Genomic DNA, 12,863 nt, shown 5'->3' on the forward strand with positions numbered 1-12,863 from the left:
CGGGGCAGTTTTTTCCAGGCATCCTCCGGCGGATTACTCCTCGGATTGCTGGCGTTGCCACAGTTGTGCATAGCGCCCATCAGCGGCAAGTAGCGCATCATGTGTGCCCTGCTCGACCACTTCGCCCTTTTCCAGAACAATGATCCTGTCGGCTTCGGCAATCGTGCTGAGTCGGTGCGCGATTGTCAGCACCGTGCGCCCTCTGCCAGCTTGCCGCAGTGCGTCCTGAATCTCGTGCTCCGTCTCGCTGTCGAGCGCACTCGTCGCCTCGTCCAGTAGGAGTATCGGCGGATCTTTGAGCAAAGTACGGGCGATACCCACACGCTGCTTTTCGCCCCCTGACAATTTCAGCCCACGCTCGCCTACCGAAGTGTCGTACCCTTCGGGCAGCGCCTTGATGAATTCATGGATTTGGGCAGCTTGGGCTGCGGCTTCAATTTCGGCCTGTGTCGCGCCGTCGCGCCCGTATGCGATGTTATACCCGATGGTGTCGTTGAACAGCACCGTATCCTGCGGCACCACGCCGATCTGCCGATGAAGCGAGTTCTGGCTGACATCGCGCACGTCTTGCCCGTCGATTTGCACGCTACCGCCCTGCACATCATAGAACCGGAACAGCAGCCGCCCGATGGTCGATTTACCCGACCCCGTTGAGCCCACAATGGCGACCATCTCACCGGGTTCAGCAACAAGGCTAACGCCTTTCAGGATCTGACGGTCATCGTTGTAGGCAAAGGCCACGTTATCGAATTTGATCTGCCCGCCGCTGACTTTGAGCGCTGGTGCATCGGGCTTGTCATTCACTTCAGATGGCTGCTCCAGCAGATCGAACATCTGCCCCATATCGACCAGCGCCTGTCGGATTTCGCGGTAAACCGTTCCGAGAAAGTTCAGCGGCACGGTTATCTGGATCATATAAGCGTTGATCATCACGAAGTCACCAACCGTCAGATCGCCGCTTTGGACCCCGTAGGCGGCCATTACCATGACCGCAACAAGGCCTGCGGTGATGATGACCGCCTGACCAAAGTTCAGGAAGGCCAGGGAGTAGTTTGTCTTGATCGCGGCAACTTCGTATTTTGCCATCGCGCTGTCATAACGCCCCGCTTCGCGCGCCTCGGCCCCGAAGTATTTGACGGTCTCATAGTTAAGCAGGCTGTCGATCGCCTTTTGATTGGCATCAGTGTCCTGATCATTCATCTGGCGGCGCAATTTGACGCGCCATTCGGTCACCGCAAAAGTAAACCAGACATAGAGCGCGATCGTTACGGCGACCACGGCCATATAGCCTGCATTGAACTGGATCGTCAGAATAATCCCGATCAGGAGCAGCTCGAGGATAAGTGGTCCAATGCTGAACAGCAAAAACCGCAGCAAAAACTCAACGCCCTTTACACCCCGCTCGATGATCCGGCTCAGGCCGCCTGTCTTGCGGGTGATGTGGTATCGCATGGAAAGGCGGTGTATGTGGTTGAAGGTCTCGAGGGCCAACATCCGCAGGGCGCGCTGTGCTACCTTTGTGAAAATTGCATCGCGCAGCTGTTGGAAACCGACGCCCATCAGTCGCGCCATGCCGTAAACCACCGTCAGGCTGATCGCCCCGAGGGCGAACATTGGCACACCTTCGCCCGCCAGCGCGTCCACTGCCCCGCGATAGAATTGCGGCGTGGCCACGATCACCACTTTGGACAAAATGAGTGCCAGCATTGCCCAGACAACCCGCTTGCGTACCCAAGGCATATCCGCAGGCCAGAGATAGGGTGCTACCTTGCGCAGCACCCGCATCGAGGACTGGCGCTCCTGTTCGGCGGCGATTTCTTCTTCTGTTACTGCTTGTTTGTGTGGAGTGGCACGCGGGGTAGATGCAATTTTATCAGCGGTCATGGAACTTCCTATGCGGTCTTGTCTCCTACATAGGTCGTCTATGATCCAAGGGCCACCTAGTTCGGGAGATCAAATACCTGACCTGGATAAATAAGGTCAGGGTTACGGATGCTGGCACTGTTAGCCTCGAAGACCTGAACATAGAGGGTGCCATCGCCGTAGCGGTCGCGCGCGATAGCCCAAAGGGTCGCCCCCGCCTGAACCGTGACCGATTTCACAGGACCATCAGCAGTCGCCGCTGCCTGTGCAAGGATGGCAGCCGACTCGCGTTTGAACGGGGTTTCGACGCGGCTACTGATATCGCCCGTCGCAGTCAATTCATCGACACGCAGGGTATAAACCCCCTCGTCCACATCAGGCAAATCTCCGCGCCAGCGTCCATTGGCTTCCACAGGCAGGCTGATCACTGCGCGGTTGTCGAGATAGATGCGCACCGACGCCGCGTCTGCCTGCGCACGCCCAGTAAGCTGCACCTCCCCCAATTCAGAATAGCCGATTGTATCGAGTGCTACCGATTTCATTGCAGCGGGCAAATCGGGATTGAGCAGTGTCACCCCTTCGGCGTCCGATTTCAAAACGGCCAAGCGGGAGGGATCAGCAGCCGCGTCTGACGCACCGGACTCCACGACCGATACTTCCGGCTGTGTTGCATAAGCGTCTTTAACGGCGGATTCTGCCTGCGCGGTGCCATCGACCGCTGCAACAGCTGGTTGTGCAAGGTCCTTAGCAGACTGGGCGGAAATAAGATCGGCCCCTGCAGAAGGCGCCAAAATAATTTCGTCGACAGAGGCGGTCACCACCTCGTCCTTGCGTGCTGACAACGTGATAACTTGCGCGGCCTGATTGGGGGGCAGAGAAGTAATGGCCGCAAACACGCCCGCGCTGTCAGTCTTTGCTGTCGCAACCTCGGCACCGTCGACTAGGATTTTGACGTCGCTCATGGGCTCGGCGCGGCCCGCTATGATCGTGGTTCCATCGGTTTCGCGCCGCAGTTCGTCAAAGCGCGGAGCAGTGACACGCGCCTCTGTCGCTTTCAATGGCGCCTCAGCGCCCGCCTGTACAGAAGTTTCCTGCTCGGCATTCTCCTCGGGCGTTGCGGTCTGTTGTCCGAAGCCAATGTAGGCCCCCAGCGCCAGAACCACGCACATTCCAGCACCGGCCAAAACTGCGCCCTTGTTTCCGCCCAGCACTGTTTGTCCATAGCTCATAAAAGCATTCCCGAAGTGTGGTTTGAAATAGCCGCGTTGAGCCTTTTTAGCGAAGAGGCTATCACGGGTCAAAGACCAATATATATAAGTGATATTTTCATCCCCTTGATGCAGGAGCCTGCCATGAACACCCCCCCGCCGCCAAAATCCGTCTGCGTCTTTTGCGGCTCGCGTGCAGGAGATGATCCCGCCTTCACCGATGCGGCAGTGACGATGGGCCAAGGCATCGCTGCGCAGGGCTGGCGGCTGGTATACGGTGCAGGGGATGTGGGCCTGATGGGCAGCGTGGCGCGTGCGGCGCAAGAAGCGGGCGGCAACACCTTCGGGGTGATCCCTGCGCATCTGGTAGCATGGGAAGTCGGCAAAACCGATCTCACCCGCTACATCGTGACCGAGACGATGCACGAGCGCAAAAAGGTGATGTTCATGAACTGCGACGCAGTGGTGGTCCTGCCCGGTGGCGCTGGCTCCCTCGACGAGCTGTTCGAGGTACTTACGTGGCGCCAGCTCGGGCTACATGAAAAACCAATTTATATTGTTAATACAAATGGCTACTGGGATACATTAAAGCAGTTGATGAACCATGTTGTTGACCGTGGCTTTGCAGACGCGAGTGTTGCGGAATTTTTGACATGGGTGCCGGATGCAAGAGGTGCTTTGACCGGACTGGCCTCGGACTTGTCCACATAAAGTAGATCACACAATGCCTTGATATAATAATCAAAAGCCCCGCAGCATTGCGCTTGCGGGGCTTTTACTTAACTCAGTTTACTAGGCCGTCTACGCCAGCAAGGCGCATAGCCACCGCTTACATGCGGGAAGCGACGTTTTCCCAGTTTACGAGGTTGTCGAGGAAGTTTGTCAGATAGTCGGGGCGCGCATTGCGGAAGTCGATGTAATACGAGTGCTCCCAAACGTCACAACCCAAAAGTGCGGTCTGACCGAAACAAACAGGGTTCACGCCGTTTTCAGTCTTGGTGACTTTTAATCCGCCATCGGTGTCCTTTACCAGCCACGCCCAGCCTGAACCGAACTGGCCCGCGCCCGCTGCCTTGAACTCATCCTTGAACTTGTCGACAGAACCAAAGCTTTCTACCAGCGCCTTTTCCAACTCGGATGGCATCGCGGCGTTGTCAGGCCCCATCATTTCCCAGAACTGGTTGTGATTCCAAAGCTGAGAGATGTTGTTGAAGATACCATTTTGAGCCACAGCTTTGGGATCGTAGGTGCCTTTGATGATCTCTTCGAGGGATTTGCCCTCCCATTTCGTGCCTTCAATCGCTTTGTTGCCATTCGTGACATAGGCATTGTGGTGCTTGTCATGGTGGAATTCCAGCGTCTCCGCGCTCATGCCTTTTGAAGCAAGGGCGTCGTGGGCATAGGGAAGATCGGGAAGTGCAAAAGCCATGTCGGTTTCTCCTAAATATTAAAACGTTATACCCCCAAATGAAGCGCACATACCCCCCGCGTCAAGGGCAGCGGGGGGCAAACTTCAGCCTTAAAGGGAAATTCGCTGATTACAGCGCGTGATCGGTCAAAACACGCCGACTTCCGACCCGGGCTGAGCGGCGACGCTCAGAACATCAAGCATGTATTGAGCTACCGAGCGGAAGCAGACCACACGGAACACGTCTTCGTGCGGCATCCAGAAGGCAGCAGGCACCTGTGCGATGCGAGTACGGCGAAACATGCCGGCGGTGAAACGGTCTGGCGCACAATCGACCGGCGCCAGTTTTGCCAGCACCTCGCGGGCATGCGCGCCGCGCACCTCGAATACCGCGCGTGCGTCCGAGACGTTCACAACCAGCGTATGGGATTTTCCCAACTTGCCGTTAAGTCCGTCGATGGTCGCGCCGACTTCATCGTAGGGGCACATGATCAACATCTCGTCGGGTGACATCCATGCGATGCCCCGAACACCATCGCTCACACATTCGCGCTGCGCAGGCAGGTTCAAGCCGCCTGCGGCAGCGCTGGCGGCCCTGTGCAGCGGTTTGGCAGACAGATCGCCGCGCAGGGCAATCATACCCATAGGGCCAATCTCTTTTATCTCAGCAATACCAGTGTAGTACGCGGCGTTCTTTAATGCGGATACCGGATCAGACATTCTGCTTTTCCCCTTCTTTATCATAGAACACCGGATCGACGATCCGCGCTTTGTAGGTTTTGCCATCAAGGCCGGGGAACTCCAGCACATCCCCCATCCGGTCCGGCCCATTGTGGACCAGCCCCATCGCGATACCTTTGCCAAGGGTCGGAGAATGATAGGTCGACGTAACGCGCCCGATCATGATGCGCTGGCCATTTTCGTTTTTGCCCTCGCCCACGGCATAGGCCCCGTCAGGCAGGGTAGAGCCATCGACCGTTTCGAGGCCCACAAGCTTCCAACGGTTCGGGTCAGCCATATGAGCGCGCAGATGCGCCCGCTTGCCCAGATAATCCTCTTTCTTTTTCGACAGCGCCCAGTGCAGGCCCAGATCCTGCGGAATCACGGTGCCATCACTTTCATCGCCGATCATGATAAACCCTTTTTCGGCGCGCAAGATGTGCAAACATTCGGTTCCGTAGGGCATCACACCCAAATCGGCACCGACCGCCATCAGCGCATCCCAGAACGCCTGACCCTGCCCGGCATCGACCGCAATCTCGTAGCTCAGCTCACCCGAGAAAGAGATACGGAACACCCGCACCTTGAACCCGCCGATTGTGCCGTCTGCCCACTCCATGAATTTCAGCGTCTCCTTGCTGACATCCATACCGCCCAGCTTTTCCAACGCCTTGCGGGCATTGGGGCCCACCACAGCGATCTGGGCGTATTGCTCCGTCACATTGGCGACATAAACCTGCATGTCCCACCACTCGGTTTGCAGCCATTCCTCCATATGGGCGTGGATACGTTCGGCCCCGCCGGTTGTGGTGTGGCACAACCATGTCTCCTCGTCGATGCGGGCAACCACGCCGTCGTCGATCAGAAACCCGTTGTCGTTGCACATCAGCCCGTAGCGGCATTTGCCGATTGCGAGCGTGCTCATCATATTTGTGTAAAGCAGATCCAGAAATTTGCCCGCATCGGGGCCTTTTACGATCAGCTTACCCAGCGTAGAGGCATCAAGCAGGCCCATATTTGTGCGTGTATTGGTAACTTCACGCATCACGGCCGCATGTGTGCTTTCGCCGCTTTGCCTATAGGCATAGGGCCGGCGCCACTGGCCAACCGGTTCCCATTGGGCTCCGTGTGCCTCGTTCCAGTCATGCATCGGCGTGCGCCGCACAGGCTGGAACGCGGCATCACGCGCCTCGCCTCCGATGGAGGCCATGGAAATCGGATGATACGGAGGCCGGAAAGTAGTGATCCCTACGGTCGGAATGTCCTCGCCCAAAGCACCAGCCAAGGTCGCAAGTCCGTTGATATTACTCAGCTTTCCCTGATCTGTTGCCATCCCGAGTGTGGTATAACGTTTGGCATGCTCGACCGAAACAAACCCCTCTTGCGCCGCAAGGCGGATATCCGAGACTTTTACGTCATTCTGGTAATCAAGCCATGCTTTTTCGCGCAGCTTGACCGAAGCCCCCTGTGGCATCAGCCAGACCGGAGCAAGCGGTGCTTCGGCACGGCGCAGGCCTTTGGCGGCTTTTGTATCTTTGGGCAACTTCATTCCTAGACAGCGCAACGTGCCATCCGCAGCAGCAAAGGCATCATTCAGCAAGTCATCAAGGGCAAAAATACCTGACGCGGCCCCTGCGGTAGAGACGAACTGGCCGCCATCAGCACCTTGTGGAGGGCGATTGGGATCAGGGCTGAAACAGGCGTTCACCGTATCCCACACCAGCTTACCGCCGCAATGAGACCACAGATGCACCACTGGCGACCAGCCACCCGACATCGCAACGACATCACAGCTGATTTCCTCAAGCACCGCACCCTCACCCGCCTGCGAGCAGATGGAAACGCCGGTGACACGCTTGCCGCCTTTGACGGAAGAGATTGCGTGGCCCATCAGGACGCGGATCCCCAACGCTTTTGCTTGCGTCATCGCTTCGCTGTCTTGTGGCAGAACGCGGGCGTCAATGATTGCAGGGACATCAAGGCCCGCGTGCTTCAGGGCAAAGGCGGTCAGGTAGGCGTCATCGTTGTTGGTGACCACAACAGTACGGTCGCCCACGGAGACACCGAAATTGACCGCATAATCGCGTACAGCAGCTGCCAGCATCACACCGGGGATGTCATTACCGGCAAAACTCAGCGGACGCTCAATTGCACCTGTGGCAGTGATGACATGCCCTGCCCGCACGCGCCACAAACGGTGGCGGGGACCGGATTTTTCAGGGGCGTGATCTGTGAGCTGCTCGTAACCAAGGACATAGCCGTGATCATAGACGCCTGCGCCCATTGTCCTGCTCCGCAGAGTAACATTTTCCATGCCACCAAGCTGGGCAAGCGTCGCGTCGATCCATGCCTGTGCCGGCATGCCGTCGATATCGCCACCGTCCACGGGTGTGCGACCACCCCAATGGGCCGTTTGCTCCATCACGATCACACGGGCACCGGACAGCGCCGCAGCCCGCGCCGCCTCAAGGCCCGCGATGCCGCCGCCCACGACCAATACGTCGCAGAAAGCATAGAAATGCTCGTAGGTGTCATCATCGCGCGTTTTCGGTGCGCGGCCCAAACCTGCAGAGTGGCGAATGATCGGCTCGTACACGTGTTTCCAAAGCGGGCGCGGATGGATGAACATTTTGTAATAAAAGCCTGCGGGCAAGAACCGGCTGAGGTGTTTGTTAATTGCGCCTACGTCGAATTCGAGGCTGGGCCAGTGATTTTGGCTCTCCGCGCGCAGACCGTCAAAAAGCTCGGTTGTGGTGACGCGGGCATTCGGCTCGAACGAGCCACCAGAGCCAAGGTTTACAAGGCCATTGGGTTCTTCGGGGCCTGCGGCGACAATGCCGCGCGGGCGGTGATATTTGAACGATCGACCAACCAACATCTGGTCGTTGGCAAGCAGAGCCGAGGCCAGCGTGTCCCCCTCGAAACCGCTCATGTGTTTGCCGTTAAAGCGGAACTTGACCGTTTTGGTTTTGTCGACCAAGCGGCCACCGGTTGCAAGGCGGGTGCTCATGAGTGTGGCTCCATCGCGGGGGGTAAATAGGAAACGGGATTTTTCGAAAAAGAGAGCAGCATCAGGATGCTTTCCGCCAGCCAGGGCGTTTCGCATCTATTTTTTGCAGCAGTTCTTCGGGCGGGGCGGAGGTTTGGCCAGTGTAAGTGCCAAAGACCTCAAGTGTCATCGTATCCCTCGCCATATGAAACCACTTGCCGCAGCCATATCGGTGATGCCAGCGCTCGAAATGCACACCCTTCGGGTTTTTGCGCATAAAGAGATAGGTCTCCATCTGATCATCGGTACTGCCTGCGGCATGGCGGGTGATATGGGCCTCGCCGTGAGCGTGAAATTCGGTTTCTTCGGCCGTGATGCCGCAATTAGGGCAAGATACGATCAGCATGGGCATCCTCCTGAGTTGATGAAGCAGCGGCTTTTGAAGCCACTGAAAAACGCAAAAAAGCCGGCGCCCTGCGGGGCACCGACCTCTCTATAAGTGATATTGGACTGTAAATTAGTCTGAGGAAACAGCCCCGTCGACTGCGTCTGCCGCGCCTTCAACATTGATGTTAATGTCACTTGCGCCACCGCCATTGCCGACGATATCGCCGCTTGCGAACATGAAATACGCAATCGCTGCAACGACAACCACAAGGATGCCAACAATGAAGGCCGTCCCGTTTCCGGAACTTGTGGTAGTTGTCGTATGAACTTCTTTAACGCGGGTGTCTGGATCGGCCATGAAAGATCTCCTGAAATTAGGTTGCTTTCAAAGAAGACGCCGCGCACCCCATAAAGGTTCCAACCGTTCATGCCACCGGATGAAATGCTGTAGAACAAGGAGGCCATCAATGTGCCACCCCCGCGGCAACACTCTCGTCTATAAAGCGTCCTTCGGTGAACCGCTCCAGTCCGAATGCATCAGTGAGCGGTGAGCGCCCTTTTGCCATCAGCTCGGCCATGGCCCAGCCGGACCCCGGGATGGCCTTGAACCCGCCAGTGCCCCAGCCGCAGTTGATGAAAATGCCGTCAACGGGGGTTTTGCTCAGGATTGGCGAACGGTCGCCCGTCACGTCAACGATACCGCCCCACTGGCGCAACATTTTGAGGCGGGAGACCATTGGAAATGTCTCGATCAGGGCGCGCACGGTTTCTTCGATGTGGTGGAAGCTACCGCGCTGGGTGTAGTTGTTGTAGCCGTCTGTACCGCCACCGATGACCATTTCGCCCTTGTCTGACTGGCTCATGTAGCCGTGGACGGTGTTGGCCATGACGACCACATCCATGCAGGGTTTGATCGGTTCGGACACGAGCGCTTGCAATGCTACGCTCTCGATCGGTAATCGAAAGCCCGCCATATCAGCGAGGTGACCGGAGTGACCTGCAACTACCATCCCCAGCTTGTCGCAGCCAATGTCGCCCTTTGTCGTGCTTACGCCAACCACTTTGCCACCTTCGGAACGGATGCCGGTGACTTCGCATTGCTGGATCACATCCATGCCCATGTCGGAGCACGCACGCGCGTAGCCCCAAGCGACAGCATCGTGGCGCGCGGTTCCGCCGCGGGCCTGCCACAGACCGCCCAGTACAGGATAGCGTGGACCAGCCAGATTGATGATCGGGACCAGCTGCTTGACCTTCTCGGGGCTGATGAATTCTGTCTTCACCCCTTGTAGCATGTTGGCATGCGCTGTGCGCTTGTATCCGCGGACCTCATGTTCGGTTTGTGCAAGCATAATAACCCCCCGTGGGGAGAACATCACATTATAGTTGAGATCCTGCGACATGGTCTCATAGAGGCTACGGGACTTTTCATAGATTGCAGCGGAAGGATCCTGCAAATAATTGGACCGGATGATGGTTGTATTGCGTCCTGTATTCCCACCGCCAAGCCAACCCTTTTCCAAGATCGCCACATTCGTGATGCCGAAATTTTTGCCCAGGTAATAGGCTGTCGCGAGGCCGTGCCCGCCTGCCCCGATAATGATGGCGTCATAATGTCTTTTCGGCGCGGCGTCGCGCCATGCGCGGGTCCAGCCGGTATGGTGGCGCATTGCTTCGCGTGCCACTGCAAATACGGAGTATTTTTTCATCGCTGGTGTCCTTGAGGCAGATCCGCTGGCGGATAAGGAATGGATTCGGGTCATGCGCGACCCGCTGGCTTCTTCATGGGGGAGTGGCTGGAAAAGAGGATACTCCGCGCGGCACTCTTTATCAATTTTACGACATAGGCTGCAAGCGGTGGCAGTTGCCGGGGTCTATTCGTCGCGGGAGCGGCTTTGCCCTCTTTTGGTCGGGGCCTGCGCGTATTACATGGGTGCGATAACGGAGGACGGACGTCATGGTGAGTTTCTGGATAGTCGCAGGTGCGATCACGCTGATGGTGGCGGGCGTACTGGCGGCGGCCGTGATACGCGGAGCGCGCCGCGAGGTCGGATCGCGGGCTGCCTCCGACGTTGAAGTGTACCGTGCGCAGCTGGCCGAAGTGGACCGCGATGTGGCGCGCGGCGTTATCGGTCAATCGGATGCGGAGCGTGTTCATGCCGAAGTCGCCCGCCGCCTGATTGCCGCCGACAAAGCACAGACGGACGAGCGTGCCAGCACGACCACAGCGCCCGTTGGACTGGCCCTTGCGCTGATAGGCACCGGATTGATTGCGAGTGTTGCCAGCTACCTTTGGCTCGGCGCGCCTGGCTATGGCGATATGGGTCTTCAGGACCGCATTGCATTTGCCGAGGAGGTGCGCACCTCGCGCCCCGCGCAAGTGGTGGCAGAGCGGTCCCTACCCGAATTTGTCGACCCCGTAGAGATGGACGAACGTTATGTCACGCTAATGGCGCAGTTGCGCGAAACCGTGGCCGAACGTCCCGATGACCTGCAGGGCCATACTTTGCTTGTTCAACAAGAGCGCCGGATTGGCAATTTCGTAGCTGCAAAGCAGGCGATGTCGCGTGTCGTCGCCCTTAAACGGGACACTGTCACAGCTCAGGAGCTTGCCGATCTGGGAGAGCTTCAAGTTCTGGCGGCGGGAGGGTATGTGTCGCCGGAAGCTGAGATGAGCCTGCGCGCCGCGCTCACGCAGGACGCAGGCAATGGTACAGCGCGGTACTATCTGGGTCTGATGCTGGCACAGACCGGCAGACCGGATCAGGCCTTTCGCATTTGGGATGGTCTGTTACGTGCTGGACCCGAAGAAGCACCGTGGATACCACCGATTGTGGCCCAGATCGAAGAGTTGGCCCAGCTTGCCGGCGTGCGATACGCGCTTCCGGAAATCGGCAGCAGCGCAGCACGTGGCCCAAGTGCCGAGGATATCGACAACGCCAGCGATATGACACCGGCAGAGCGTATGGACATGATCGGCAGTATGGTAAGCGGTCTGTCACAACGCCTCGCGACAGAGGGCGGGCCCGCACGCGACTGGGCGCGGCTGATATCATCGTTAGGCGTTTTAGGAAAATGGGAACGGGCACAGGCAATTCATGCCAATGCGATCGACGTATTTTCTGATGACCCTGCCGCTATCGACCTGCTGAATGCAGCAGGCCAGCAAGCCGGAGTTGTAGATTGATTTACGAGGACATCAAAGAATTCGCCGCCAATGTTCCTGCGATGCAGGCGCTTATTGGCCTTGATCTGGGCGAAAAGACCATTGGCGTGGCTGTAACCGACAGCTTTTTATCCGTGGCCACCCCACTTGAGACAGTGCGGCGGCGCAAGTTTGGCCTGGATGCCGCGCGGCTGGGTGAAATCATCGCGGCGCGCCGCATTGGAGGGCTGATCCTCGGGTTGCCGTTTAACATGGACGGATCGGAGGGCGCGCGCTGCCAGTCGACGCGTGCGTTTGCGCGCAATTTCGACCGTTTGCACCCTGCCCTGCCCATAAGCTACTGGGATGAGCGGTTGTCGACTGTTGCTGCCGAGCGCGCATTGCTGGAGGCGGATACGTCGCGCAAGCGGCGTGCGGAAGTGATTGACCACGTGGCTGCAGGATTTATCCTACAGGGTGTGCTGGACAGGCTGCGCGTGTTGCGTGCAGCGCAGGAGGTTTGAGCGATGAGTGACGAAGTCTGGAAGCGCGACGAGGTCGAGAGCCCTTGTGTCAAACTTTGCGTGGTACATCCCCAAAGCCGCCTGTGCACCGGTTGCCTGCGTTCTATCGACGAGATTGGTGCATGGTCGCGGATGAGTGCGGAGGCACGACGTGCTGTCATGGCAGAGCTCCCTAGCCGCGCGGCTGTCCATACGCAGCGACGTGGCGGTCGGGCTGCACGTCTGGCGCGCAAGCTCTAGGTTTATCTCAGACTTCGCGTTTCGTCGGGGTCCCGAACATCGCCATCGCTGCGCGACTGCGCAACTGGCGCGGCATCTCTACAACGCGTGGGGCGTAGAGATTATTTGCCGCAACAAGGCGGTCCGCGCGGGCAAACTCACAACATGGCGCGTTCAAAGCGGGATAAAGACCAACGGGTTTGCGGGACGCGTCATGATAGGCCAACCGGCCAAATGGTCCTGTGATGATCTGTTTCATATGCCTGCCTGCCCTCGTCTGTGCCCCTCTTGCGGGGGCGTTTCCTTGAGCCTACCTCCCATTCGGATCAGGCAACAATATGGCAAATGTAAGTTAATTGGATGCAGGTGCGAAACGGTTACAGTTGTGCAACAGGTAAGG

13 protein-coding genes are annotated in these 12,863 nt (G+C 57.8%); 4 read left to right on the forward strand and 9 right to left on the reverse strand.

The window, feature by feature from the left end; translation table 11 throughout:
• Window positions 1-33: 33 nt before the first annotated feature.
• Window positions 34-1,785, reverse strand: coding sequence for an ABCB family ABC transporter ATP-binding protein/permease (locus C8N30_RS16860; RefSeq protein ID WP_232222868.1), 1,752 nt, complete (start codon window positions 1,783-1,785; stop codon window positions 34-36).
• Between the two features lie 155 nt (window positions 1,786-1,940).
• Window positions 1,941-3,092 (reverse strand): LysM peptidoglycan-binding domain-containing protein, encoded by a 1,152-nt coding sequence (locus C8N30_RS16865; protein WP_025061622.1) that lies wholly within the window; start codon window positions 3,090-3,092, stop codon window positions 1,941-1,943.
• Between the two features lie 123 nt (window positions 3,093-3,215).
• Here C8N30_RS16865 and C8N30_RS16870 point away from each other — a divergent pair, with 123 nt between their 5' ends.
• Window positions 3,216-3,782: an LOG family protein gene (locus tag C8N30_RS16870; RefSeq protein ID WP_025061621.1), complete on the forward strand. Its 567-nt coding sequence runs from the start codon at window positions 3,216-3,218 to the stop codon at window positions 3,780-3,782.
• Between the two features lie 118 nt (window positions 3,783-3,900).
• Here C8N30_RS16870 and C8N30_RS16875 read toward each other — a convergent pair whose 3' ends face one another.
• From C8N30_RS16875 to C8N30_RS16900, 6 genes are all read right to left on the reverse strand, one after another.
• A complete protein-coding gene (locus C8N30_RS16875) occupies window positions 3,901-4,500 on the reverse strand; it encodes a superoxide dismutase (RefSeq protein ID WP_025061620.1) in 600 nt (199 codons plus the stop codon).
• Window positions 4,501-4,626: 126 nt separating this feature from the next.
• Complete coding sequence (locus C8N30_RS16880) at window positions 4,627-5,199, reverse strand: sarcosine oxidase subunit gamma (RefSeq protein WP_025061619.1); 573 nt, start codon at window positions 5,197-5,199, stop codon at window positions 4,627-4,629.
• Complete coding sequence (locus tag C8N30_RS16885) at window positions 5,192-8,209, reverse strand: sarcosine oxidase subunit alpha family protein (protein WP_025061618.1); 3,018 nt, start codon at window positions 8,207-8,209, stop codon at window positions 5,192-5,194. Before C8N30_RS16885 ends, C8N30_RS16880 begins: the two co-directional genes overlap by 8 nt.
• Window positions 8,210-8,270: 61 nt before the next feature.
• The gene (locus C8N30_RS16890) at window positions 8,271-8,594 is read right to left on the reverse strand and encodes a sarcosine oxidase subunit delta (protein WP_025061617.1); all 324 of its coding nucleotides are present in this window, start codon (window positions 8,592-8,594) and stop codon (window positions 8,271-8,273) included.
• A 111-nt stretch (window positions 8,595-8,705) separates the two neighbouring features.
• The gene (locus tag C8N30_RS16895; protein WP_025061616.1) at window positions 8,706-8,933 is read right to left on the reverse strand and encodes a hypothetical protein; all 228 of its coding nucleotides are present in this window, start codon (window positions 8,931-8,933) and stop codon (window positions 8,706-8,708) included.
• 106 nt (window positions 8,934-9,039) lie between these two features.
• Window positions 9,040-10,284, reverse strand: a complete 1,245-nt coding sequence (locus tag C8N30_RS16900; protein WP_025061615.1) for a sarcosine oxidase subunit beta family protein — start codon at window positions 10,282-10,284, stop codon at window positions 9,040-9,042.
• 248 nt (window positions 10,285-10,532) lie between these two features.
• Between C8N30_RS16900 and ccmI the strand changes: the two genes are divergently transcribed.
• From ccmI to C8N30_RS16915, 3 genes are read left to right on the forward strand one after another with little or no spacing between them, the layout of a single operon-like run.
• Window positions 10,533-11,762, forward strand: coding sequence for a c-type cytochrome biogenesis protein CcmI (ccmI, locus tag C8N30_RS16905; RefSeq protein ID WP_322787470.1), 1,230 nt, complete (start codon window positions 10,533-10,535; stop codon window positions 11,760-11,762).
• Window positions 11,759-12,244 carry a Holliday junction resolvase RuvX gene (gene ruvX, locus C8N30_RS16910; protein WP_025061613.1) on the forward strand — a complete coding sequence of 162 codons (486 nt, stop codon included), beginning with the start codon at window positions 11,759-11,761 and terminating at the stop codon, window positions 12,242-12,244. The genes ccmI and ruvX overlap by 4 nt, the downstream gene beginning before the upstream one ends.
• 3 nt (window positions 12,245-12,247) lie before the next feature.
• Window positions 12,248-12,484, forward strand: coding sequence for a DUF1289 domain-containing protein (locus tag C8N30_RS16915; protein ID WP_025061612.1), 237 nt, complete (start codon window positions 12,248-12,250; stop codon window positions 12,482-12,484).
• Window positions 12,485-12,491: 7 nt separating this feature from the next.
• Here the strand turns inward: C8N30_RS16915 and C8N30_RS16920 are convergent, their stop codons facing one another.
• Complete coding sequence (locus tag C8N30_RS16920) at window positions 12,492-12,722, reverse strand: hypothetical protein (protein WP_025061611.1); 231 nt, start codon at window positions 12,720-12,722, stop codon at window positions 12,492-12,494.
• Window positions 12,723-12,863 lie beyond the last annotated feature (141 nt).

Origin of the sequence: Sulfitobacter guttiformis, from assembly GCF_003610455.1 — a bacterium.
Taxonomy (GTDB): Bacteria; Pseudomonadota; Alphaproteobacteria; order Rhodobacterales; family Rhodobacteraceae; genus Sulfitobacter; species Sulfitobacter guttiformis.